Annotated in this window: 20 protein-coding genes and 2 tRNA genes; 19 read left to right on the top strand and 3 right to left on the bottom strand. The window is 60.4% G+C overall.

Annotated elements, in window-relative coordinates; translation table 11 throughout:
• Genes sufC through HKD24_RS02230 form a run of 5 tightly spaced genes read left to right on the top strand, consistent with a single transcriptional unit; the run spans position 1 to position 3,940 of the window.
• Positions 1-771, top strand: a complete 771-nt coding sequence (gene sufC / locus HKD24_RS02250) for a Fe-S cluster assembly ATPase SufC (protein ID WP_011251696.1) — start codon at positions 1-3, stop codon at positions 769-771.
• Positions 768-1,964 (top strand): Fe-S cluster assembly protein SufD, encoded by a 1,197-nt coding sequence (gene sufD, locus HKD24_RS02245; protein ID WP_322783265.1) that lies wholly within the window; start codon positions 768-770, stop codon positions 1,962-1,964. Before sufC ends, sufD begins: the two co-directional genes overlap by 4 nt.
• Entirely contained in the window at positions 1,961-3,202 is a 1,242-nt protein-coding gene (locus HKD24_RS02240; protein ID WP_322783264.1) for an aminotransferase class V-fold PLP-dependent enzyme, read from the top strand. The genes sufD and HKD24_RS02240 overlap by 4 nt, the downstream gene beginning before the upstream one ends.
• An 8-nt stretch (positions 3,203-3,210) precedes the next feature.
• A complete protein-coding gene (locus tag HKD24_RS02235) occupies positions 3,211-3,567 on the top strand; it encodes an SUF system Fe-S cluster assembly protein (protein ID WP_371857384.1) in 357 nt (118 codons plus the stop codon).
• Positions 3,568-3,583: 16 nt separating this feature from the next.
• A complete protein-coding gene (locus tag HKD24_RS02230; RefSeq protein WP_062510147.1) occupies positions 3,584-3,940 on the top strand; it encodes a HesB/IscA family protein in 357 nt (118 codons plus the stop codon).
• On the opposite strand, the gene HKD24_RS02225 is transcribed toward HKD24_RS02230, so the two are convergent.
• From HKD24_RS02225 to HKD24_RS02215, 3 genes are all read right to left on the bottom strand, one after another.
• On the bottom strand, positions 3,885-5,210 hold the full coding sequence (locus tag HKD24_RS02225) for a class I SAM-dependent RNA methyltransferase (RefSeq protein ID WP_228124108.1): 1,326 nt from the start codon (positions 5,208-5,210) through the stop codon (positions 3,885-3,887). The genes HKD24_RS02230 and HKD24_RS02225 overlap by 56 nt on opposite strands.
• Positions 5,203-7,539 carry a DEAD/DEAH box helicase gene (locus HKD24_RS02220; RefSeq protein ID WP_228124107.1) on the bottom strand — a complete coding sequence of 779 codons (2,337 nt, stop codon included), beginning with the start codon at positions 7,537-7,539 and terminating at the stop codon, positions 5,203-5,205. The genes HKD24_RS02225 and HKD24_RS02220 overlap by 8 nt, the downstream gene beginning before the upstream one ends.
• A 156-nt stretch (positions 7,540-7,695) precedes the next feature.
• Positions 7,696-8,148: a hypothetical protein gene (locus tag HKD24_RS02215; protein ID WP_194258826.1), complete on the bottom strand. Its 453-nt coding sequence runs from the start codon at positions 8,146-8,148 to the stop codon at positions 7,696-7,698.
• A 191-nt stretch (positions 8,149-8,339) separates the two neighbouring features.
• On the opposite strand from HKD24_RS02215, the gene HKD24_RS02210 reads away from it, so the two are divergent.
• The 14 genes from HKD24_RS02210 (at position 8,340) to HKD24_RS02145 (ending at position 23,437) form a co-directional block, all read left to right on the top strand.
• Positions 8,340-9,809 carry an NAD(P)H-hydrate dehydratase gene (locus HKD24_RS02210; RefSeq protein ID WP_194258825.1) on the top strand — a complete coding sequence of 490 codons (1,470 nt, stop codon included), beginning with the start codon at positions 8,340-8,342 and terminating at the stop codon, positions 9,807-9,809.
• 68 nt (positions 9,810-9,877) lie between these two features.
• Positions 9,878-9,962: transfer RNA gene (locus tag HKD24_RS02205), tRNA-Leu, on the top strand.
• Positions 9,963-10,021: 59 nt separating this feature from the next.
• The gene (gene tig, locus HKD24_RS02200) at positions 10,022-11,353 is read left to right on the top strand and encodes a trigger factor (protein ID WP_194258824.1); all 1,332 of its coding nucleotides are present in this window, start codon (positions 10,022-10,024) and stop codon (positions 11,351-11,353) included.
• A 134-nt stretch (positions 11,354-11,487) separates the two neighbouring features.
• Positions 11,488-12,135 carry an ATP-dependent Clp protease proteolytic subunit gene (locus HKD24_RS02195; protein ID WP_011251687.1) on the top strand — a complete coding sequence of 216 codons (648 nt, stop codon included), beginning with the start codon at positions 11,488-11,490 and terminating at the stop codon, positions 12,133-12,135.
• 197 nt (positions 12,136-12,332) lie between these two features.
• Complete coding sequence (clpX, locus tag HKD24_RS02190; protein ID WP_194258823.1) at positions 12,333-13,598, top strand: ATP-dependent Clp protease ATP-binding subunit ClpX; 1,266 nt, start codon at positions 12,333-12,335, stop codon at positions 13,596-13,598.
• Between the two features lie 153 nt (positions 13,599-13,751).
• Complete coding sequence (gene lon, locus HKD24_RS02185; protein ID WP_194258822.1) at positions 13,752-16,316, top strand: endopeptidase La; 2,565 nt, start codon at positions 13,752-13,754, stop codon at positions 16,314-16,316.
• Positions 16,317-16,457: 141 nt separating this feature from the next.
• Positions 16,458-16,742, top strand: coding sequence for an HU family DNA-binding protein (locus HKD24_RS02180; protein ID WP_011251684.1), 285 nt, complete (start codon positions 16,458-16,460; stop codon positions 16,740-16,742).
• Positions 16,743-16,817: 75 nt separating this feature from the next.
• A tRNA-Val gene (locus HKD24_RS02175) sits at positions 16,818-16,892 on the top strand.
• A gap of 19 nt (positions 16,893-16,911) precedes the next feature.
• Positions 16,912-17,643 (top strand): biotin--[acetyl-CoA-carboxylase] ligase, encoded by a 732-nt coding sequence (locus tag HKD24_RS02170; RefSeq protein ID WP_194258821.1) that lies wholly within the window; start codon positions 16,912-16,914, stop codon positions 17,641-17,643.
• 16 nt (positions 17,644-17,659) lie between these two features.
• Positions 17,660-18,472 carry a type III pantothenate kinase gene (locus HKD24_RS02165; protein WP_194258820.1) on the top strand — a complete coding sequence of 271 codons (813 nt, stop codon included), beginning with the start codon at positions 17,660-17,662 and terminating at the stop codon, positions 18,470-18,472.
• A 40-nt stretch (positions 18,473-18,512) separates the two neighbouring features.
• Positions 18,513-20,171: a ribonuclease J gene (locus tag HKD24_RS02160; RefSeq protein WP_194258819.1), complete on the top strand. Its 1,659-nt coding sequence runs from the start codon at positions 18,513-18,515 to the stop codon at positions 20,169-20,171.
• Between the two features lie 11 nt (positions 20,172-20,182).
• Positions 20,183-21,499 carry a proline--tRNA ligase gene (gene proS, locus HKD24_RS02155; protein ID WP_194258818.1) on the top strand — a complete coding sequence of 439 codons (1,317 nt, stop codon included), beginning with the start codon at positions 20,183-20,185 and terminating at the stop codon, positions 21,497-21,499.
• The gene (locus HKD24_RS02150) at positions 21,499-22,749 is read left to right on the top strand and encodes a lipoprotein-releasing ABC transporter permease subunit (RefSeq protein WP_194258817.1); all 1,251 of its coding nucleotides are present in this window, start codon (positions 21,499-21,501) and stop codon (positions 22,747-22,749) included. Before proS ends, HKD24_RS02150 begins: the two co-directional genes overlap by 1 nt.
• Positions 22,742-23,437 carry an ABC transporter ATP-binding protein gene (locus HKD24_RS02145; protein ID WP_194258816.1) on the top strand — a complete coding sequence of 232 codons (696 nt, stop codon included), beginning with the start codon at positions 22,742-22,744 and terminating at the stop codon, positions 23,435-23,437. The genes HKD24_RS02150 and HKD24_RS02145 overlap by 8 nt, the downstream gene beginning before the upstream one ends.
• Positions 23,438-23,495 lie beyond the last annotated feature (58 nt).

Below are 23,495 nucleotides of genomic sequence, written 5' to 3'. Positions count from 1 at the left end.
ATGAGCGATTTTCTGAAAATTCAGGGTCTCCAGGCCCGCATCGACGCCGACGGTACCCCCAAGGATATCCTCAAGGGGCTCGATCTCGAAGTCCCCAAGGGTGAAGTCCATGCCATCATGGGCCCGAACGGTTCGGGTAAATCCACGCTGTCCTATGTGCTCGCCGGTCGTGATGACTACGAAGTTACAGGTGGATCGGCTACGTTCAAGGGGCAGGATCTTCTGGCTCTTGAACCTGAAGAGCGCGCTGCTCTGGGCCTGTTCCTGGCGTTCCAGTCCCCGGTTGAACTGCCGGGTGTGAACAACGCGAACTTCCTGCGCACGGCCGTCAACGCCGTTCGCCGGGCGCGTGGTGAAGCGGAGCTGGATGCCGTGGCCTTCCTCAAGGCTGTCCGTGCCGAGACCAAGCACCTGTCCATGTCCGATGACATGCTCAAGCGTGCGGTCAATGTCGGCTTTTCGGGCGGTGAGAAGAAGCGCAACGAAGTGCTCCAGATGCGTCTGCTCCAGCCGTCTTTCGCCATTCTTGACGAGACGGACAGCGGTCTGGACATCGACGCCCTGCGTATTGTCGCTGAAGGCGTGAACTCCCTGCGCAGCCCGGATTTCTCTGCTCTGGTCATCACCCATCACCAGCGCCTGCTCGATTACATCGTGCCGGATCGCGTGCATGTCATGGCGCATGGCCGCATCATTCACAGCGGAGGCCCCGACATCGCCAAGACGCTTGAGAAGCAGGGCTATACCCAGTTCCTCGAGGCGGCAGCGTGAGCGGAGCCCCAACCGTGACGCAGAACGCTGCTCCGGCTCTGGAGGCGTTCGTTGCGCGTGCCGCCGGGCACGGTGCGGCTCTGGCTGAAACGGGCCTGCCGACGCGCCGCGTCGAAGCCTGGCGTTATACGCCGCTGCGTTCGATCGCGGATACGGCGTGGCAGAAGGCTGCGCCCCTGACGACCGAAACCGCCACTGCGCTGCTGGAGCGTCTGGTTCTGCCTGAAACGGGCGCCCGCGTGGTCTATGGCAATGGCGAGCTGCTGGACGCGTTGTCGGCTCTGCCGGAAGCCGTCCGGCAGGCTTCGGAAAATGTCTCTACACTCAAGGGAGTGTTTTCCGCGACGCTGAATACGGCGCTTGGCGAAAGAGGTCTCGACATTCGTGTTCCCGCCGGAACGGATGCCGGTCTTCTGACGCTTGTCAGCCTCTCCGATGGGCAGGATGTTTCGACGCATCTTCAGCACCGCATCGTGCTGGAAGACGGCGCGTCCCTGACACTGTACGATGTCAGCGCAGGTGAGGGGCGTTATATCGCCAATCCCCGCTTTGACATCGTCGTGGGCAAGGGAGCGACCCTGCGTCACGTCAAGGTACAGCGTGAGAGCCTGACCGGCACGCATCTCGCCATTGTCTCGGCCGATGTGGCGGAGAAGGGCGAATATGACAGCTTTACCCTGAACCAGGGCAGTAGCCTTGCGCGTCACGAAGCTGTCGTGACACTGGGCGCACCTCACGCCATGGCGCATGTGAATGGTGTGCAGATCGTCGACGGTCAGCGTCTGAACGACCTGACATCCATGATCCATCATGCCGCTCCCGATGGCAGCTCGCGTCAGACCGTCAAGACGGTCCTGTCCGAAGCGGGGCAGGGTGTTTTCCAAGGCAAAATCCTCGTTGATCGCGTGGCCCAGAAAACCGATGGCTACCAGATGAATCAGGCGCTGCTGCTGTCCGAACGGGCGCAGATCAACAGCAAGCCCGAGCTTGAAATCTACGCGGACGACGTCAAGTGCAGCCATGGAGCCACTGTTGGCGCGCTTGATGACGAGCAGCTTTTCTATCTGCGCTCCCGCGGTATTCCGGAAGCAGAGGCGCGTGACATTCTGGTTCGTGCCTTTCTGATCGACGCGCTGGATCTCGTTGCCGATGAAGGTCTGCGTGATCTGCTGTTGCGGAGCATGACATCATGACCGTCGCTGACAGCCGTACCGGGATGGATATGTCGGAAATCCGCGCCCATTTCCCGATCCTGAACGAAACCGTTCATGGTCGGCCTCTGGTCTTTCTCGACAGCGCGGCTTCATCCCAGAAGCCGGATGTCGTGATCGAGGCCATGCGGGATGCGGCGTATCACCAGTATGCCAATATCCATCGTGGCCTGCACTGGATGAGCGAACGCACGACGGAAGCCTATGAACGGGCCCGTCATGACGTGGCCCGTCTTCTGAATGCGCCTGATCATCGGGAAATCGTCTTCACCCGTAACAGCACCGAGGCCATCAACCTCGTGGCGCACAGTTTCGGTAGCATGCTGAAGCCGGGGCAGGCAGTTCTGATTTCCGAGCTTGAGCATCACGCCAATATCGTGCCCTGGCTCATGCTGCGGGATCGTGTTGGGATCGAGCTGCGGGTCGCGCCCATCAATGACACCGGCGATATCGATCTGGACGCTTACGAAGCGCTCCTGTCGGATGGCAAGGTGGCGCTTGTTGCAGTCACGCACATGTCCAATGTGCTGGGAACGATCACACCGGCCCGGAAACTAACGGAAATCGCCCACGCTTACGGTGCGCGCATCCTGCTGGACGGTTCGCAGTCGGTGGTTCATCGCAAGATCGACGTGCAGGCCATCGGAGCAGATTTCTTCACCTTCACCGGGCATAAGCTCTACGGTCCCACGGGGATCGGGGCGCTCTGGGGAAAGATGGAGCTGCTGGACATCATGCCGCCTTTCATGGGCGGTGGTGACATGATCCAGAACGTGTCCTTCGAGCGTGCCACCTGGGCGCATGTTCCGCACAAGTTCGAGGCCGGTACGCCCGCCATTCTGGAGACGATCGGTCTTGGGGCGGCCGTCCGCTTCGTGGAAGAGATCGGCTATGACGCCATTTCACGCCATGAATCTGAGCTGACCGCTTATGCTCTGGAAAAGATGCGTGGGATCAATAGTCTGCGCATTCTGGGCGAGCCGGAAGAGCGCGGGGGCGTAATCTCCTTCATTATGGACGGGGCGCATCCGCATGATCTGGCAACCCTGCTCGATCAACTTGGAATTGCCATCCGCGCCGGACAGCATTGTGCCGAACCTCTGGTGCGTCGTCTTGGCGTTCATGCCACGGCGCGCGCCAGCTTTGGCATCTACACCACGACTGAAGAGATCGATGCGCTGATCGAAGGCCTTGAACGGGCCCGGATGATGCTCACATGAGTGAAGCCATGACCGATATCACAACCAGTGAAGACACAGCTGCTGTCCCCGCAACAGGGACGGCGCCCGATCAGGAAGCGGTCATCGCGGCCATCGCGACGGTGTATGACCCTGAAATCCCGGTCAACATCTACGAGCTTGGCCTGATCTACGCGATCGATCTGCATGATGACGGCCGCGTGCATATCGAGATGACGCTGACGGCGCCCAACTGTCCCAGTGCGCAGGAACTGCCGGAAATGGTGCGTGATGCTGTCTCCCATGTTCCGGGTGTTACCCAGGCCACGGTCGAAATCGTCTGGGATCCACCCTGGGACATGAGCCGCATGAGCGACGATGCCCGTCTTGCCCTCAACATGTTCTGATCCGGAAAAAACCTTCATGTCCGACGTCGCAACGCGCCGCCCGCTGCCCGCCCTCATGACCCTGTCCGATCAGGCAGCCAAGCGCCTGAAAGCTCTTTACGCAGGCTCCCATCAGGGCCAACTCCTGCGCATCAGCGTGGGAACGCGCGGGTGCTCGGGACTGTCTTACGAAATGAACTTCGTGACAGCCCCGCAGCCGACTGATGAACGGGTCGAGGATCAGGATGTCACCCTGCTGGTGGATCGCAAGGCGACCCTGTTCCTGACCGGGACTGTCATGGATTACGAGGTCAAGGACCTCGAATCCGGTTTTACTTTCAGGAATCCGAACGAGAAAGGTCGCTGCGGCTGCGGCGAGAGTTTTCACGTCTGATCCGCTTCGCGTCACGTGACAGCACGACCACGGCCTCGACTTCCGTGGACCACAGGAACTGGTCTACGATCGTCAGGCCGATGACCGAAAAGCCTGCGTTCCACAGAGCCTTGCCGTCTTTTTCAAGCGCAGCCGGATTGCAGCTCACATAAACGATGTCTGGCACGGCCGATTTGGCCAGAGGCATGGTCTGCGCGCCGGCGCCTGCATAAGGCGGATCAAGAACCACGGCCCGCGTCGATTTCAGATCATGCGGCAGAAGCGGCTGACGCCCCAGGTCCCGATGAAATCCATCCACACGGCGTCCGCCGGAGGCAGCCTTCAGGCAGTTCGCGGCTGCCAGATTGCCTTCATAGGCCATGACCCGGCCTTTTTCGGACATCGGAAAGGTCAGCGTGCCACATCCGGCAAACAGTTCGACCGTCACGTCCTTTTTGTTGAGCGACGGCAATCCGTCCACAACAGCGGTAACAATGGCCTTCTCGGCATCCGCAGTGGCCTGAAGAAAAGCGGAAGGAGGCGGTGAGACGATCACGCCACCAAAATCTTCCCGGACGGCACCGGACTGGGCCACCGTTTCAATGCCCAGATCTTTCGGATCCTGCCAGGAAATCCGTGACAGGTTATGCTCGCGGGCAAATGCTGCCAGCTTAAGGCGGTCGGCACTCGTCAGGGGAGCAGGAGTCTGAAGCGTCAGGTCAGGTCCGCTGTCGAGCAGGTTGACCATCAGGCTTCCACGCCCCGTCAGTGCGCCCAGACTTCCCAGAACCTCACGCAGAGGCTGCAGGAGTGCAAAAAGATCGGGATGCAGGACGTGACATTCCGTCATGTCCACCGGATCACCATTCCGGCGATGCAGTCCGATCACCACACCGCCCGGAACGCGCTGGACTGCAAAGTCCATGCGTCGCCGCGTCAGTGGCTTCGTCTGGTACAGCGTAGCAGGCGGAAGATCAGTAAATCCGGCCGCCGTCAGGGCGCGCATGACGCGCTGGGCCTTCCAGTCCAGCAGAGCCGGAAGGGAAAGATGCTGCAATGCACAGCCTCCGCACTCACCAAACAGGCTGCACGGAGGCGTCACACGCTCAGGGGAAGGGTGAACGACTTCGATCAGTTCAGGATGGCCGGGAACAAGGCGGGCCCGAACGTCTTCACCGGGCAATGCACCCGGAATGAAAACGCTCTGACCATCAACATGCGCAACGCCGTCGCCTGCTGCACCCAGTCCTTCAATCCGGAGTTCTGCAACTCCGGTCAGGGTCTCATTCATTACCGTAATGGCGCCCATCATGCTGAACAGGAGCGGCAGGATCGGTGCTGGCGGACACCGTCACTTTCCTGCGGCGTGGGACCAGCATGAACGCAGGCGTGTCACCGCCAAAGCCGGTCTTCGGTCCATCGTTTTCAAAGGCGGGAGCCAGTTCAACCGAACGGTGGCTGACAGGCGCCTCGACCACGGCAACCGAAGCCACCTGAACGGTCTCATGCTCCTCGCGATCCCCACGGTTGCGCTTGCGGCCACCACGGCGACGCTTGCGTCCCCGCTGCTCTCCGTCTTCCGCAGGCTCCTGCGATGCAGCAGGAGCAGCTTCCGTCGGACGACGCTCGCCTTCTTCCGGAGCCCAGTCCACGGTTGTGATGCCTTCGAGGGCCGGACGTGCAATGACCTTGCCTGTCAGGGCTTCAATGGCTTCAAGCAGCTTGCGGTCGCGCGGCGTGGCCAGACTGAAGGCATGGCCTTCCTTGCCCGCGCGGCCGGTGCGTCCGATGCGATGGACATAGTCTTCCGCGTTGAACGGCAGATCGTAATTGAAAACATGCGACAGGCCGCCGATGTCGATTCCGCGTGCCGCCACATCCGAGCATACGAGGAATTTGAGTTCCCCGGACCGGAAACGCTCCAGCGTCGAGAAACGAAGCGACTGGGCCAGATCACCATGAAGATGGCCGGCCTCGATTCCGTGCTTGGTCAGATACTGCTGGATCATGTCCACATCGCGCTTGCGATTGCAGAATATGATCGCGCTCTGAACGTTTTCGCGGCGCAGCAGCTTCTTGAGCGTACGACGCTTTTCGTCTTCCGGCACGATAACCAGCGCTTCTTCAATCGTCGTGGCTACGGAGGACTGACGGGAGACCGTGATTTCAACCGGATGCCTGAGGAAGGCATCAGCCAGACGGCGGATTTCCGGCGCCATAGTGGCGGAGAAGAACAGCGTCTGGCGATGGGCGGGCAGGAGACCCACGATTTTTTCGATATCCGGAATGAAGCCCATGTCCAGCATGCGGTCGGCTTCATCGATCACGAGCGTGCTGGTCTGCGTCAGAAGCACGCCACCGCGTCCAAACAGATCCAGCAGGCGGCCCGGAGTCGCGATCAGCACATCGACGCCACGGTTCAGCACGTCGCGCTGTTCGGCCATGCTTTCGCCGCCGATCAGCAGCGCATGCGTCAGGCGCAGATATTTGCCATAGAGCTTGAAGTTCTCGGCAACCTGCAGTGCCAGTTCGCGCGTCGGCTCCAGGATCAGCGAGCGCGGCATCCGGGCGCGGGCGCGGGAGCCGGCCAGCTTCTGGAGCATTGGCAGCGTGAAGGATGCCGTCTTGCCGGTTCCGGTCTGGGCCACGCCCAGAACGTCATGGCCCTTCAGGACTTCGGGAATGGCCTGGGCTTGGATGGGAGTAGGGTGTTCGTAACCCAGCTCCTCAATGGCGCGCATGATTGGCTCGCCCAGCCCAAGATCAGCGAACCGCGGCTTGTCGGAAGCGTCTTCAGCTTCAACAACGGCCACGGTTTCGACCACGGCCGGCGTCTCAACGGTCTCTTCGACGATTGCAACCGGTTCTTCTGCAGCCGGTTTGGCGCGACGGCGACGTGAAGGAGCCTTTTCTTTTTTGGCCGGCTCGACCTGAACGGCAGGCGTTTCTTCCGCGGCAGGGGCAGCAGGCTCTTTGACTGGAGCAGCCGCCTTGCGACGGGGCGAGCGTGTTTTCTTTTCTACCGGTGCCTCCACGGGAGTTGCGGCAGCAGCGGCATCCGCCTTGCGGGGACGACCACGCCGACGCGGCGCCGCAGGAGTCTCGGCAACGTCTTCGGTCACCGCTTTTGCGACAGGCTGTTCTTCCACAACGGGCGTCTTGCGGGGACGACCACGGCGTTTGGGAGCGGCGGTTTCTGTAACCTCGGCCACGTCCTCTGTCGCCTTCGCGGTACGGCGGCGACGGGGAGCCGGAATCGCCGGAGCAGCATCTTCGGTCACTTCCGGTGCTGCCGCAGCCTTCCGGCGACGTCCGGCGGTCTTTGCAACGGGAGCCGCGTCCTCAGCAGCAGGCTCGACCGCAGGCGATGCCGTTTTGCGCGGACGACGTGTGGTGGCCTTCGCTGCCCCTGCTTCTTCTGCGACCGGGGTGGCGGTCTTCGAGCGGCGCGTACGCGGAGCCTTGGCGACTGGAGTTTCAGCGGCCGGAGGCGTCTCGCCTGTCTCTGCAATATTCGGGGAAGTTTCGGCTGCAGCGGTCCGCGAAGCAGAAGTGCGTCCGCGTCTGGAGGGGGCAGTCGTACGGGGCTTGGAAGGACCGGAGGTCGTTTTCGCGCTCAAATGACTCTCGAGACTCTCGTTGACGGTGCACACCCGGACGGGCGTGGGCCGGAGTTGAGGGCGGGATAATTACCCGCAGCTATAACTGGTGCGTTATCGGTAAATGGCAGGAATGGCAAGCGATACGGCCCGAAAAGCGCCGTATCGCATACGATTTCAGATGCCGCGTGCCATTGCTGCGACAAGAATAGTCAACACACCCAGCCCTGCCATCATGGCCGTCCGGCTGCGCAGGGTGTCGAACAGGGCGGGCTGGGGACGCATGGCGCGTCGTGCACGACGGAACGGGCCCTGAACGGTCAGGATGAAGATCACTGCCATGACCAGGCCGAGAAGCTGCATCGCATTGACGGTCCAGGGCACGGCCGCAAAACCGCCTTCATGAAAAATCAGGGCCCAGCCGCTCAGCAACGAGAACGGTACGACCTGATAGAGCCCACGGAAAAACCGCGTATAGCCCTGAAGCAGGACGGAGTTCCGTGGCCCCGGATCAAGCAGCCCGACGGTGGAGCGGACGACGAGCGTCGAATAGATCGACCCGCCGACCCAGTAAGTCATGCACAGCACATGAATTGCGAGCACGAGGCTCCAGATGATCGATCCTGTCATTGATCCTCGTCATGGTTGAAAATTGGAAAAGAGGGGAAAAACATTCCCGAAGCATTTCCCTGAATACCCGACGCGGCCCCATGAACGCCAGAGGGAACGCGTCAGGCACATCGTGGCTGGCCATCACGATAAAGCAACGCAGAAGCCGGTCATGCTTTCTGTCATGAGACACAGCAGGAGAACGCCCCGTCATGTCCAGTCATCCCTTCGCATTGCTGCTCCCCGAGGAAAGCGACCGTATGGATCGCGCAGCTGCGGCCATTCTCCCATCCACGCGGCTTATGGAAAATGCCGGATGGGCCGTCGCTCGCGTTATCCGCAACCGCTTTTCACCCTGTCGCGTAACGGTGGCGTGCGGTCCGGGAAACAATGGCGGAGACGGCTATGTCGTTGCCTGCAATCTGGCGCGTTGGGGTTGGTCGGTCCGTGTGGCGGCTCTTGCCAGTCCGAAACCCGGTACGCCCGCCGCCGCAATGGCCGCCTGCTGGACAGGCCCGATGGTGCCGTTTGCCGCGGAAGAGCTGGTCAGTGCCGATCTGGTCGTGGATGCGGTGTTCGGTTCCGGACTGAAGCGCCCTGTCAGCGACGATGTCGCGTCGGTTCTGGCGGCGGCCCGTCAGGTTGTCGCAATCGACATGCCAAGCGGTGTCGCCGGCGCTTCAGGGGAAATTCTGGGCAAAGCGCGCGACTGCGTTCTGACGGTTACGTTCGTCCGCCCGCGCCCCGGCCATGTCCTGCAACCCGGCTCTGATCTGTGTGGCGAGGTGATCTGCGCGGATATCGGCATGCCTGAACAGGCCTGGGAAGGCATTACGCCTGTCGTGCAGCACAATCAGCCTGGTCTGTGGACCCCGCCTGTCTCTGGCGATGGTGACTACAAATACCGCCGTGGCGTCGTCAGTCTGTGCGGGGGTGCCGAAATGCCCGGAGCGACGCGTCTTTCGGCGCGCGGTGCCCGTCGCAGCGGGGCAGGGCTCGTCCGGATTTCCGCAGGTGAGGGGGCTCCGGCCTATCGACTCGGCGATCCCGGCCTGATCGTGGACGATGCGCCGTTGTCCAAACTCCTTGAAGATGCCCGTCGCAAGGTCTGGATCTGCGGCCCGGGTCTCACCGAGGACGAAGTTGCAGACACGCTTCCGCAGCTTCTGAAGGCGGAGCGCACTGTCCTTGCGGATGCCGGTGCCCTGTTATGGGGCGCGCAGGATCTGTCCCGCCTGAAAGGTGTCGCAGCCATCACGCCCCATATCGGGGAGTTCCGCAAACTCTTCGGTCCGGTCGAAGGCAGCCGGCTTGATGCTGCTCTGTCAGCCGCAAAACGCATCAATGCGGTTGTGGTCATGAAAGGGCCGGATACCATTATTGCAGCGCCCGATGGCCGTCTTGCCATCAATACTCATGCCTCTTCGGCGCTTGCGACCGCAGGCTCCGGTGACACCCTGACGGGTGTGATCGGGACGTTGCTTGCTGCGGGAATGGATGTCTGGGAAGGCTGCTGCGCGGGTGTCTGGCTGCATGGGGAAGCCGGGATCCAGGCCGGAAAGGCCCATGGCGGATGGCCTGTTGCCGAGGATCTGGACCTGCCACTGGGGCCTGCGCGTGCGGCTGCCACGCGTCTTGCGCATGAGGCTTTGAACAAAAAGCCGGACACCTCCCTGTTGTGAAGTGGCGTTTCATGCGCTAAAGGCCGCGCTTCCGAGGTTCGGTAACACGAACCTGGAAGCCAGGCGCTGCGGGCGTGGTGAAATTGGTAGACACGCCAGATTTAGGTTCTGGTGGCGCAAGTCGTGGGGGTTCAAGTCCCTCCGCCCGCACCAACCCGGCTTCCCGAGAAAGAGATTTGACCAACCTACCGACCGAGAGGATCGCCTGGCTCATGCAGGTTACGCCCACGCTCAACGAAGGACTTAAGCGCGCCTTCACCGTCGTTGTCCCGTCTGCTGACCTGCAGGCCCGCCGCGATGCGCGACTCGCTGAAGTCGCCAAGACGATCAAGCTTCCGGGCTTCCGTCCGGGCAAGGTGCCGGCCTCCCTCGTCAAGCAGCGCTATGGCGCGTCCGTGAATGCGGAACTGCTTGAAGAAGCCGTCAACGACGCCACGGCCAAGCTGTTCGAAGAGCAGAAGATCCGTCCGGCCATGCAGCCGAAGGTCGACGTGGTCTCCGCCATCGAAGACGGCAAGGATCTCGAATTCAAGGTTGAGACCGAAGTTCTCCCGGAAATCGAAGTTCCCGACCTGTCCGGCCTGAAGCTGACGCGCCTTGGCGCCAAGGTCAGCGAAGAGACTGTCGACAAGGCTCTGAACGACGTTGCCCGTCGCAGCCGCAAGTTCGAGACGATCGAAGAAGACCGTCCGGCCGCCAAGGGCGATGTCCTGTGCGTCGATTTCGTGGGCAAGCTGGACGGTACGCCGTTCGACGGTGGCACGGCTGATGACGTGAACGTCGAAATCGGCGGCGAAGGCTTCATCCCCGGCTTCGCCGAGCAGATGGAAGGCATGAAGGCTGGCGAAGAGCGTGTCATCAACGTGACGTTCCCGGCCGACTACCAGGCTGCCGAACTGGCCGGCAAGGCCGTGACCTTCGACGTCAAGGCGAAGTCCCTGAAGAAAGCTGTTGATCCGGCCATCGACGACGAACTGGCCAAGACGATCGGTTTCGAGAACCTCGAGCAGATCCGCAAGATCATCACCGAGCAGGCTGAAGGTGAATACCAGCAGCTGTCGCGTCTGCGCATCAAGCGTGACCTTCTGGACGCCCTGTCCGAGAAGACGGACTTCGAAGCTCCGTCCAGCATGGTTGACGCCGAGTTCAACCAGATCTGGGCCCGCGTCGAGGAAGACCGCAAGGCCGGTCGTCTGGACGAGGAAGATGCCGGCAAGGACGAAGAGACCCTCAAGGCTGACTACCGTCGCATTGCAGAGCGTCGCGTAAAGCTTGGCCTGCTGCTGGCTGAAATCGGCCGCAAGCAGGAAATCCAGGTTTCCCGCGAGGAACTCCTTGGTGCGATGCAGCAGGAAGCGCAGCGTTATCCGGGTCAGGAACAGATGGTTTTCGAGTTCTTCTCCAAGAACCCGCAGGCTGTCGAAGGGCTCCGTGGCCCGATCCTGGAAAACAAGGTCGTCGATTACCTGATCGAGCTGGCCGACGTCACCGACAAGGAAGTGACGCCGGAAGAACTGGCCGAAATTCCGCCCGCCGAACTCTGATCTTTCGGCGCGGGAACCAGCGGGCACTCTTCGGGGTGCCCGTTTTTTCCTGCCTGCTCCCTTTGACGGAACGCCATGTCGGGTCCATGTTAGGGAACAGAAGAAAGCCCATCGGGCATTGAGGAACAGACAGCATGACCATTAGGGATCGTGATCCCCTCGAGGTGTTTAGCAACTCTCTGGTGCCGATGGTGGTCGAGCAGACTGCCCGCGGAGAGCGCTCTTTCGACATCTTTTCGCGTCTCCTTCAGGAGCGCATCATTTTCCTGACCGGACCCGTCTATGATCAGGTCTCGTCTCTGATCTGCGCACAGCTTCTCTATCTGGAGAGCGTGAACCCCACCAAGGAAATCTCGTTCTACATCAACAGCCCGGGCGGCGTCGTCTCCGCCGGTCTCGCGATCTATGACACCATGCAGTACATCCGCTGCCCCGTCAGCACCGTTTGCATCGGTCAGGCTGCGTCGATGGGATCCCTGCTTCTGGCAGGCGGCGAGAAGGGGCACCGTTACGCCCTTCCGAATGCCCGCGTGATGGTTCACCAGCCGTCTGGCGGCGCGCAGGGACAGGCCTCGGACATCGAGATCCAGGCCCGTGAAATCCTGATTATCCGTCAGCGCCTGAACGAGATCTATCGCGAACATACCGGCCAGACGCTGGAGCAGATCGAGCAGAAGCTCGAGCGTGACAGTTATCTCTCGGCCAACGAAGCCCGTGAGTTCGGCCTGATCGACAAGGTCGTTGAACGCAATCCGCATGAGACCACGCCCGACCCGAGTTGAGACGTCTCTGAGGCAGGGGGAGTGAGGCTACTCCCCTTGGAATGGAAAAGCGGCATCCCGATATGCCGCTTTTCGTGTCTTGGGGCGTTCTGGCTCCGGGGTTGCCGAAGGCTTTGACCTCGGCCTACAGTTAAAGTTCTTTCGCATGTCTGCTGCGTGAATGCGGTCAGGTCGTGCGCAAGGGAAAGGGAACAGCGATGAGCAACAAATCCGGCGATTCCAAAAACACCCTGTATTGCTCGTTCTGTGGGAAGTCCCAGCACGAAGTCCGCAAACTGATCGCTGGCCCCACGGTCTTCATCTGCGATGAATGTGTCGAGCTCTGCATGGATATCATCCGTGAAGAGCACAAGACCCATCTCGTGAAGTCCCGTGACGGCGTGCCGACTCCCAAGGAAATCTGCAAGGTCCTTGACGATTACGTGATCGGTCAGTTCGAGGCCAAGCGCGCGCTCTCCGTGGCGGTTCACAACCACTACAAGCGTCTCGCCCATGCCGCCAAGAGCAATGACATCGAGATCGCAAAGTCCAACATCCTGCTGATTGGTCCGACGGGTTCGGGCAAGACGCTGCTCGCCCAGACGCTGGCCCGCATCCTGGATGTCCCGTTCACGATGGCCGATGCCACAACCCTGACCGAAGCCGGTTATGTCGGTGAGGATGTGGAAAACATCATCCTCAAGCTGCTTCAGTCTGCTGACTACAATGTGGACCGGGCCCAGCGCGGCATTGTCTATATCGATGAGATCGACAAGATTTCCCGCAAGTCCGACAACCCGTCCATCACGCGTGACGTCTCGGGTGAGGGCGTGCAGCAGGCCCTGCTGAAGCTCATGGAAGGTACAGTGGCCTCCGTGCCGCCGCAGGGTGGTCGCAAGCATCCGCAGCAGGAGTTCCTGCAGGTTGACACGACCAACATGCTCTTCATCTGCGGTGGTGCCTTTGCCGGACTGGACAAGATCATTTCGGCCCGCGGCAAGGGGTCTGGCATTGGTTTCGGTGCAGATGTCCGTTCGGATGACGAGCGTCGTCTTGGTGCGATCCTTCAGAGCGTTGAGCCGGAAGATCTGCTGAAATTCGGTCTTATCCCCGAATTCATCGGACGTCTGCCTGTCATTGCGGCGCTGAATGATCTAGATGAAGCCGCTCTGATTCAGATTCTCAGCAAGCCCAAGAACGCGCTGGTCAAGCAGTATGGCCGTCTGTTTGAAATGGAAGGCGTCAAGCTGACCTTCACGGAAGATGCCCTCGCGGCCATCGCCAAGCGTGCCATCGAACGCAAGACCGGTGCCCGCGGTCTGCGCTCGATTATGGAAAACATCCTGTTGGGAACAATGTTCGATCTGCCAGGACTTGAAGGTGTCGAGGAAGTCGTCATCAACAAGGACGTGGCCGAAAACAAGGCGCAGCCGGTCTATGTTTATGGGAAGGGAAAGACCGAACCCGCGGAACAGTCTGCGTGAAAAAAGGGGCTGGCTCTTGCGCCGGACCCGTCGGGTTTCGACATAACTGACTGAGGTTGTCCGAATTCATGCGGTTCAAGCATGAAAGAGATGCGATGCCGGCGCTGCGAGGCAGGTCGGTATCGCAAGATCGTCCCTCTGGAGATCAAGTGAATGACTGACGATACCAAGCCGAAAACCCGTCGCCGTACCAAGAAGACGGATGATGTAACCGCTTCCGAAAAAACTGCGGCTGCCCCGAAGAAAGTGACACGCAAGCCGCGTGCCGCAGCGCGCAAGGCAGATCCTGAAGCTGCCGCGCCGGTAGTGCAGGAGACTGTGCGTCATGATGTGATGGCGGTTCTGCCGCTTCGGAACATTGTCGTCTTCCCGCACATGATCGTGCCGCTGTTTGTCGGGCGCGAGAAGTCGGTGAAGGCGCTTGAGACCGTAACGCGTGAGAGCAAGCAGATCCTGCTTGTGGCGCAAAAGGATGTCTCGCTGGACGATCCGTCTGTCGATGACATCTACCGCTACGGGACGGTTTCGACGATCCTGCAGCTGCTGAAGCTGCCCGACGGGACCGTAAAGGTTCTGGTTGAAGGAACGCGGCGTGTACACATTACGCGTCTGTTCGACGTGGATGGGCATTTCGAAGCAGAGATCGAGGAAATTCCCGAGGAAGCCGTCAATGCGGCACCGGGAAGCGAGATCGAGGCTCTGAGCCGGTCCACGGTTTCCCAGTTCGAGCAGTATATCAAGCTCAACAAGAAGATCCCGCCGGAAGTGATGGTCTCGATCAATCAGATCGAGGACATTTCCAAGCTGGCTGACACGATCGCAAGCCATCTGAACCTCAAGATTTCCGAAAAGCAGGAAATTCTCGAGACACCTTCGGCCGCCCGCCGTCTGGAGCAGGTTTTCGCTCATATCGAGACGGAAATCGGCGTTCTGCAGGTCGAAAAGCGCATCCGTAACCGCGTGAAGCGGCAGATGGAGAAGACCCAGCGCGAGTACTATCTGAACGAGCAGCTCAAGGCGATTCAGAAAGAACTCGGCGAAGGCGAAGACGGCAAGGACGAAAACTCCGAGCTTGAAGAGAAGATCAACAAGACCCGTCTGAGCCGTGAGGCCAAGGAAAAGGCCCATGCCGAGCTGAAGAAGCTCCGTGGCATGAGCCCGATGTCGGCCGAGAGCACGGTTGTGCGCAACTATCTTGACTGGCTGCTTGGGATTCCCTGGAAGAAGCGCTCCAAGATCACGCGGGAGTTCCAGCACGCCGAGGACGTTCTCGAAGCCGAGCATTACGGTTTGGAGAAGGTCAAGGAGCGGATCCTCGAGTATCTGGCGGTGCAGACGCGCTCGCAGAAGCTCAAGGGACCGATCCTGTGTCTTGTCGGGCCACCGGGTGTGGGCAAGACCTCTCTGGCGCGTTCGATCGCCAAGGCGACGGGGCGGAACTACATCCGCATGTCGCTGGGTGGCGTGCGCGATGAATCCGAGATCCGCGGCCATCGCCGGACCTATATCGGCTCCATGCCGGGCAAGATCATCCAGGGCATGAAAAAGGCACGGACGTCCAATCCGTTGTTCCTGCTCGACGAAATCGACAAGCTGGGTGCCGACTGGCGCGGCGATCCGTCATCCGCGCTGCTGGAAGTGCTGGATCCGGAACAGAACGCCACGTTTGCCGATCATTATCTGGAAGTGGATTACGATCTTTCGGATGTGATGTTCGTCACGACGGCCAACAGCCTGAACATGCCCCAGCCGCTGCTGGACCGCATGGAGATCATCAACCTGTCCGGCTATACGGAAGACGAGAAGGTGCAGATCGCGCGCCGTCATCTTCTGGGCAAGCAGGCTGAGGCGCATAATCTCAAGCCGGATGAATGGACAGTCACGGATGAGACGATCCGCGAACTGATCCGGTCCTATACCCGCGAGGCCGGCGTCCGAAACCTTGAGCGCGAACTGGCCAAGCTCGCCCGCAAGACGGTCAAGGAAATCATCACGACCGGCGTCAAGCATGTCGAGATCACGCCCGAAAACCTAGAGAAATATGCGGGTGTCCGTCGCTACCGTCATGGCGAGACCGAGAAGGAGGATATGATCGGCGTGGTAACAGGGCTTGCCTGGACTACGGTCGGTGGTGAGATCCTGACGATCGAGAGCGTGATGGTTCCGGGCAAGGGGCAGGTCAAGCAGACCGGCAAGCTCGGCGAAGTCATGCAGGAGAGCATTTCGGCCGCGCTGTCCTATGTCCGCTCCCGAGCCCAGGATTTCGGGATCCGGCCGCCGCTGTTCGAAAAGCGGGATATTCATATCCATCTTCCCGAAGGTGCGACCCCCAAGGATGGTCCGTCCGCCGGTATTGCGCTTGCGACGTCTCTTGTGAGCATCATGACCCAGATCTCCATCCGCAAGGATGTGGCCATGACGGGTGAGATCACCCTGCGTGGCCGTGTTCTGGAGATCGGTGGGCTGAAGGAGAAGCTGCTGGCGGCTTTGCGGGCCGGCATCAAGACCGTCCTGATCCCCAAGGACAACGAAAAGGATCTCGCGGAGGTGCCGGATAATGTCCGTCACGCGCTCAAGATCATTCCCGTGAGCCATGTGGATGAGGTGCTCAAGATCGCCCTGACTCGTATGCCGGAAGCCATCGAATGGGACGAAAATGTCGACCCGATGGGTGAAATAACGGTGGATAAGACGGCTCCGCAGGCACTTCCACACTGACACTGACACGCTTCTGCGATTCTAGCAGTTGACGCGGGCAAAATCCGCTTCATAGTGCGGCCGCAGATCGAACAAGGCGCCTGAGCCAGAAGGGACTCACCAGAGCCCGGCTCAGGCGCTCTAACACCAGAAAGGCACATCATGGAGAAGCCCCTCAACAAGCAGGAACTGATCGCCGCCGTTGCAGACGCTGCCGATCTTCCGAAGGCCAAGGCCAGCGAAGTTGTCGATGCGGTGTTCAGCACGATCGAGGCGACGCTTGCCAAGAAGCAGGAAGTCCGTCTCGTCGGTTTCGGCAGCTTCGTGACTGCCACGCGTAAGGCTGCCAAGGGCCGCAACCCGCGTACGGGCGAAGAGATCGACATTCCGGCTTCCACCTCTGTCCGCTTCAAGCCGGGCAAGGGTCTGAAGGACGCCGTGAGCTGAAAAAGCTCACAAAACGGTTTCGGGTGGCTTTACCGCTATCCGGAACCGTGTATATAGACCGCATACACAGTCTGAGGGCGATTAGCTCAGCGGTAGAGCGTCTCGTTTACACCGAGAGGGTCGGCGGTTCAATCCCGTCATCGCCCACCATAAAGAATACTATGCAGCCATGAGCTGGCGTTTCGAATATCATGAAACGCTCGGGTCCACTTCTGATCTGTGCAAAGCCAGAGCCGAAGCAGGGGAACCCGATCACTTGGCCATTCAGGCCTTTTCCCAGACATCAGGGCGCGGTACCCGCGGGCGAACTTGGACTGATCCGGGCGGCAATCTTGCAATCTCGCTGCTTTTCCGTCCAGCCGATCCGACAGCCTTCATTGCAGCCCTGCCTTTTGTTGTGGCCGTCTCCCTCTTCGAGACGGCGACCCATTTCTGCCCGACGGCGACAGGCCCATCTCCTTTTATGGTGAAATGGCCGAACGATCTTTTGCTGGATGGCCGGAAGATGGCAGGTGTACTGATCGAGACGGGTGGTCCGCAGGATAACCCATGGGTTGTTGTTGGAATCGGCGCCAATCTGCGACAGGTCCCGGAGGTCCCGGGCCGGCGTCTCGCCGCGCTTTCCGAAAAAACCGATGCACCCTCTGCAGAAGTCTTTGGAAAGGCCCTTGTGGCGCAGATCGATCGATGGAATGCCGTTCAGGAACGGGAGGGATTTGCGCCTGTCAGGGCTGCCTGGCTTGCGCGGGCGCATCCGGTCGGGTCTCCGCTTGCGGTTCAGGGATGTGAAACCTATATTACAGGTTCGTTTTCAGGGCTTGATGCACAGGGACGCCTGCTGCTTGCCCTGCCCAACGGTGAGACCATTCCGGTTGTAACCGGCGATATCCTGCTGGACTGAAGGACCGGACCGCAACGTGCTTCTCGTCATAGATGCCGGAAACACCAACATCGTGTTCGCTGTACACGATGGAGAGTCGTGGCTGGGGCAGTGGCGCATCTCGACGAATGAAGCACGGACGGCGGATGAATATGCAGCCTGGCTGCTAACGCTCTTCGACCGCCTGGGGCTGGATGCGACGGGCATCACCCGGGCCATCATCGGCACAGTCGTGCCTGTGGCGCTGTATGAACTGCGTCGTTTCTGCCGTGAGTGGCTGAATGTCGTGCCTCTTGTCGCCAATGCAAGGCTGGACTGGGGTATCGATGTTCTGGTCGATAATCCGAACGAGCTTGGGGCTGACCGGCGCCTGAATGGTCTGGCGGGACGTGAACTCTACGGAGCCCCACTGATCGTTGTTGATTTCGGTACCGCGACAACTTTCGATGTTGTGAACAGTGCCGGGCAGTTCAGTGGTGGCGCGATTGCTCCGGGTGTGAACCTGTCGATTGATGCGCTGCACCGTGCCGCCGCGCGCCTGCCACGCATGAGCATTGGCCGCCCCACCACGGCAATTGGCCGTAATACGAGCGTGGCGATGCGTTCAGGACTGTTCTGGGGGTATGTCGGGCTCGTCGAAGGACTGATCCGCCGTATTTCCGATGAAATGGATGCAAAACCCACCGTGATTGCAACAGGCGGTCTGGCCCCGCTGTTCTCTGAAGGAACGCCGCTTTTTGATGTGCTGGCGCCTGATCTGACACTGGATGGCCTGCGTCTTCTGGCGGACCGCAATACGGGACCGCCGCTTTCCTATTCCCCCGAACGCTCACAAGGCATCGGGCAATGAATATCACTCTGATTATATGTCATAACTGCAAGGAACCATCATGACAGAAAAACCGGACGGTCTGTCTTTCCTGCCCTTGGGCGGGACGGGCGAGATCGGCATGAATTTCAATCTCTACTGCCTGACGAAGAACGGTCACGATACCTGGCTTGCCATCGATTGCGGCATCGGCTTCTCGGGCAATGATACGCCTGAAGCCGAAGTGCTGATGCCGGACCCGACCTTCATTGCCGACCGTGCGCGGGACCTGTGCGGTCTTGTGATCACGCATGCGCATGAAGACCATCTGGGTGCGGTGGCGCATCTGTGGCCGTATCTGCGCTGCCCGGTCTACGCCACGCCGTTTGCGGCTGCGGTTCTGCGCCGCAAGCTGCAGGAAGCGCATCTGAACAACCAGGTGAAGATCCACGTCATTCGCCCGGGCTCGCGCTTTGACGTGGGGCCGTTCGATCTGCAGTTCGTATCCGTGACGCATTCCGTCGCCGAGGCGCAGGCCGTGGCTCTGCGGACGCCGCATGGGCTGATCGTTCATACGGGCGACTGGAAGCTGGACGAGAACCCGCTGGTCGGTCCGGTCACGGATCTGGAAACGTTCGGCAAGCTTGGCGACGAGGGCGTGCTCGCCATGGTCGGTGACAGCACGAACGTGCTCAAGCCCGGCAAGTCGGAGTCAGAAGCCGATGTGCGTACGGGCCTGACGGAGCTGATCGCGGGGCTGGAAGGCCGGATTGCCGTGACGTGCTTCGCCAGTAACGTGGCGCGCGTTGAGAGCATCGCAAAGGCAGCGCAGGCTTCCGGTCGTGTGGTCATGATCGTTGGGCGTTCGCTGCGCAATCTTGAGACGGCGGCGCGTGAGTGTGGCTATTTCCAAGATCTGCCGCCGTTCCTGACCGAGCAGGATGCCCGGGACGTCGAAGACGACAACCTGCTGATGATCATCACCGGCAGCCAGGGTGAACCGCGCTCGGCCCTGTCGCGCATTGCGTCCGATACACATCCGAACATCGCCCTCGGTGAGGGAGATACGGTGATCTACAGCTCGCGGATGATCCCGGGCAACGAACAGGCCGTCATGGCCGTGCAGGACAATCTGTCGCGTCGCGGCGTAACGGTTCTGACGGACAAGGATGCGAAGGTCCATACGTCCGGTCATGCGACCAGCGAGGACATTCGCACGCTGTATCGGATTGTCCGTCCGAAATACAGCATCCCGACCCATGGCGAATGGCGTCACCTGACGGCACATGCCGCTCTGGCGCATGAAATGGGTGCCGAGCCGATCCTGCTGGAAGATGGCGATATCCTGAACTTGTCTCCGGGTGAGGTGAAGGTCGTGGATACGGCGCCGACGGGCCGTCTGGCTCTGGATGGTGGTCGTCTGCTGCCGATGACGGGTGGCGTTCTCGCAGCGCGTCGCAAGATGCTGTTCAACGGTATCGTCCTGGCGAGCTTTGCCGTTGATGACGAAGGTTATGTCATCGGCGATCCGAAGATCAGTGCGCCGGGTCTGCTGGAATCGGATGATCCGGAAAGCGTGCGGATTCAGGAAGAATTCGCCGATGCCATCGACCAGATCCCCGACGAACTGCGTCAGGACGATGCGGCGTTCCGGGATGCGGCCAAGACGGCCCTGCGCCGTGCTCTGGGGCGCAAGCTCCAGAAGCGTCCGCTTGTTGATGTCCATCTGCTGCGCGTCTGAGAGAAATACACATGCGTTTGACGAAAGCCTTCCAGCCGACGCTGAAGGAAGTTCCGGCCGAGGCGCAGATTGCGTCTCACCGTCTGATGCTGCGGGCTGGCCTTGTGCGCCAGACCGCTTCGGGCATCTATGCCTGGTTGCCGGCCGGGCTGCGGGTTCTGCGCAATATCGAGCAGATCATCCGTGAAGAACAGGACGCCATCGGGGCGCAGGAAGTCCTGATGCCGACGCTGCAGTCGGCCGAACTGTGGCGCCGGTCGGGCCGCTATGACGCTTATGGTCCGGAAATGCTCCGGATTCAGGACCGTCATGGCCGTGATCTGCTTTACGGGCCGACGAACGAGGAAATGATCACGGACATCTTCGGATCGTCCGTGAAGTCCTACAAGGAGCTGCCCAAGGCGCTCTATCACATCCAGTGGAAGTTCCGTGACGAGGTGCGTCCGCGTTTCGGCGTGATGCGCGGACGTGAATTCCTGATGAAGGACGCGTATTCCTTTGATGCGTCCTACGAAGGTGCCGTCGCCAGCTACCGCCGGATGATGCTGTCCTATCTGCGCATCTTCCAGCGTCTGGGCGTGCGGGCTGTCCCGATGGTGGCCGATACCGGTCCGATCGGCGGCGACCTGAGCCACGAGTTCCTGGTGCTGGCGCCGACGGGTGAAAGTGGCGTGTTTTTCGATGCAGCGCTTGAAGAACAGGACTGGCTGAGCCGTCCGGTGGATTGTGACGATGCCAAGAGCTTGGCCACGTTCTTTGCGACCGTGACCGATCACTATGCGGCGACGGATGAGAAGCACGACGAGGCCGAATGGGCCAAGGTTCCGGCCGAGCGCAAGCGGGAAGGGCGTGGCATCGAAGTCGGTCACATCTTCTATTTCGGAACCAAATACACCGCCTCCATGGGGATCGAAGTGAGCGGTCCGGACGGTGCGCCGTTCCATCCGCACATGGGCTCTTATGGTGTGGGCGTGTCGCGTCTGGTCGGTGCCATCATTGAAGCATCGCATGACGATGCGGGCATCATCTGGCCGGCTTCCGTCGCACCTTATCGCGCTGCAATCCTGAACCTGCGTCAGGGTGACGAAGCATGCGATGCGATCTGTGACCGCATCTACGGGACCGATCCCGAGAACCTGCTGTATGATGATCGTTCCGAGAGGGCCGGCGTGAAGTTCAACGATGCGGATCTGATGGGTCATCCCTGGCAGATCATCGTCGGACCGCGTGGCGCCAAGGAAGGCAAGGTCGAGCTCAAGCAGCGCGCCACGGGCGAGCGGTTCGAGCTGTCGGTCGAGGACGCTCTGGCGAAAATCGGAGCTGCCTGATGTTTGGCCGCTTTGAGCGCATGGTGGCGGGGCGGTATCTCCGCGCCCGCCGTGGCGAACGTTTCGCCTCGATCATTGCCATTTTTTCCCTGATCGGGATTGCGCTTGGAGTGGCAACGCTCATCATCGTTATGTCGGTGATGAACGGGTTCAAGGCCGATTTGATGGGGCGCATCCTGGGGCTGCACGGCGATCTGACCGTGTATGGCTACGGGCGTCCCATCGAGGCTTACGAAAACGATGTTGCGGCAATCCGGCAGGTTCCGGGCGTAAAATCTGTCATCCCCATGGCGCAGGGCACTGTGTTGGTGGAGGCAGGACGCTTCTCGTCGGGAGCGGAAATGCAGGGCGTGTCCCAGCAGTCGCTCCGGGACTGGACAGCGCTGAGCAGCGGGATCATCGCGGGAAGTCTGAACGACTTTACCGGCGATAATGCGGTTGCGATCGGCACGACGATGGCAGACCGGGCCGGGCTGACGATCGGGTCTCCGATCACGCTGCTGTCTCCGGACGGGCAGGCGACGCCATTCGGAACGATGCCGCGGGTGAAGACCTATCATGTTGCGGTCATTTTTGACGCCAACTGGAATGATTACAATTCCAGCATTGTCCTGGTGCCGCTGCCTGCAGCGCAGAAGTTCCTAATGCTGGGACCGTCTGCCGTTTCACTCATTCAGGTCTCGACGGCTGATCCGTCGAATGTGCAGCCGACGCGCAAGGCCATTGCCGCACGTCTGGAAGATCCGCGTTTGCGTGTGCTGGACTGGACGCAGAGCGCCAATGGCTTTCTGGACGCCGTAACGGTCGAACAGAACGTGATGTTCCTGATCCTGACGCTGATCATCCTTGTGGCAGCGTTCAACGTCATTTCGTCCCTCATCATGATGGTGAAGGACAAGACGCGGGATATCGCCGTGCTGCGGACGCTTGGTGCGAGCCGGGGTGCAATCATGCGGATTTTCCTCATGTGCGGTGCATCCGTCGGGATTGTGGGGACTGTGGCGGGCTCGGCGCTCGGAATTGCGTTTGCGCTGAACATTGAGCGGATCCGCCAGTGGCTCCAGTCGCTCACGGGGACAAACCTGTTTAATCCGGAAGTCTATTTTCTGGAGCGTCTGCCAGCGAAGCTGGTGTGGTCGCAGGTCTGGGAAGTGATCGGGATGTCACTGATCCTGTCGCTGCTGGCGACGCTGTATCCGTCCTGGCGGGCGGCGAGAACCGATCCGATCGAGGCGCTGCGTCATGAATGAAATTTCAACGGGCGCGAGTGCCCTGCGTCTTGAAGGTCTGATACGCCGTTTCCGGTCGGGCGAAGAAACGCTAGAAATTCTGAGCGGAGCGGAATTCGAACTCCGGTCCGGCGAGATCGTGGCGCTGGTGGCGCCGAGCGGAACCGGGAAATCTACGCTCCTGCATCTGGCAGGCCTGCTGGAAGCGCCTTCGGAGGGCACGGTGTTCGTGGCGGATCGGCCGGCCAGTGGGCTGAGCGATACGGTCCGAACGGCGATCCGGCGCGATCAGATCGGGTTCGTGTACCAGTTCCATCATCTGCTTGGTGAGTTCACAGCATGCGAGAACGTCATGCTGCCGCAGTTGATCGCAGGTGTATCACCGCGCAAGGCACGGGAACGGGCGCGTGATCTGCTGAACCGCTTCGGACTGTCGCATCGTCTTGATTCGCTACCGGGGCGGCTGTCGGGTGGCGAGCAGCAGCGGACGGCAATTGCGCGTGCACTTGCCAACCAGCCCAAGCTGCTTCTGGCGGACGAACCAACCGGCAATCTGGATATCGGCACGGCTGATCATGTGTTTGGCGAACTTCTGCGTGTGGTGCGGGAAGAGGGCGCGGCAGCGCTGATCGCCACGCATAATGACGAACTGGCTTCCCGCATGGACCGGACCGTGACGCTGCGGGATGGAAAGCTGGTTCCGTTCTGAGGCAGGATATAGAGCAGGGAATATCAAAATCTCCTGTATCCGCTGCCCGTCCCTGATA

This window comes from Gluconobacter vitians, assembly GCF_015244565.1.
Taxonomy (GTDB): Bacteria; Pseudomonadota; Alphaproteobacteria; order Acetobacterales; family Acetobacteraceae; genus Gluconobacter; species Gluconobacter vitians.
This window is presented reverse-complemented; position numbering and strand designations above follow the sequence as displayed.

Excerpts from the sequence above, each read along its gene's own strand:
- HKD24_RS02150 (WP_194258817.1), top strand. The coding sequence starts at position 21,499 with ATGTTTGGCCGCTTTGAGCGCATGGTGGCGGGGCGGTATCTCCGCGCC.
- proS (WP_194258818.1), top strand. The coding sequence starts at position 20,183 with ATGCGTTTGACGAAAGCCTTCCAGCCGACGCTGAAGGAAGTTCCGGCC.
- HKD24_RS02145 (WP_194258816.1), top strand. The coding sequence starts at position 22,742 with ATGAATGAAATTTCAACGGGCGCGAGTGCCCTGCGTCTTGAAGGTCTG.
- HKD24_RS02170 (WP_194258821.1), top strand. The coding sequence starts at position 16,912 with ATGAGCTGGCGTTTCGAATATCATGAAACGCTCGGGTCCACTTCTGAT.
- lon (WP_194258822.1), top strand. The coding sequence starts at position 13,752 with ATGACTGACGATACCAAGCCGAAAACCCGTCGCCGTACCAAGAAGACG.
- HKD24_RS02160 (WP_194258819.1), top strand. The coding sequence starts at position 18,513 with ATGACAGAAAAACCGGACGGTCTGTCTTTCCTGCCCTTGGGCGGGACG.
- HKD24_RS02180 (WP_011251684.1), top strand. The coding sequence starts at position 16,458 with ATGGAGAAGCCCCTCAACAAGCAGGAACTGATCGCCGCCGTTGCAGAC.
- HKD24_RS02240 (WP_322783264.1), top strand. The coding sequence starts at position 1,961 with ATGACCGTCGCTGACAGCCGTACCGGGATGGATATGTCGGAAATCCGC.
- tig (WP_194258824.1), top strand. The coding sequence starts at position 10,022 with ATGCAGGTTACGCCCACGCTCAACGAAGGACTTAAGCGCGCCTTCACC.
- clpX (WP_194258823.1), top strand. The coding sequence starts at position 12,333 with ATGAGCAACAAATCCGGCGATTCCAAAAACACCCTGTATTGCTCGTTC.
- HKD24_RS02210 (WP_194258825.1), top strand. The coding sequence starts at position 8,340 with ATGTCCAGTCATCCCTTCGCATTGCTGCTCCCCGAGGAAAGCGACCGT.
- HKD24_RS02230 (WP_062510147.1), top strand. The coding sequence starts at position 3,584 with ATGTCCGACGTCGCAACGCGCCGCCCGCTGCCCGCCCTCATGACCCTG.
- sufC (WP_011251696.1), top strand. The coding sequence starts at position 1 with ATGAGCGATTTTCTGAAAATTCAGGGTCTCCAGGCCCGCATCGACGCC.
- HKD24_RS02225 (WP_228124108.1), bottom strand. The coding sequence starts at position 5,210 with ATGAATGAGACCCTGACCGGAGTTGCAGAACTCCGGATTGAAGGACTG.
- HKD24_RS02215 (WP_194258826.1), bottom strand. The coding sequence starts at position 8,148 with ATGACAGGATCGATCATCTGGAGCCTCGTGCTCGCAATTCATGTGCTG.
- HKD24_RS02235 (WP_371857384.1), top strand. The coding sequence starts at position 3,211 with ATGACCGATATCACAACCAGTGAAGACACAGCTGCTGTCCCCGCAACA.
- HKD24_RS02195 (WP_011251687.1), top strand. The coding sequence starts at position 11,488 with ATGACCATTAGGGATCGTGATCCCCTCGAGGTGTTTAGCAACTCTCTG.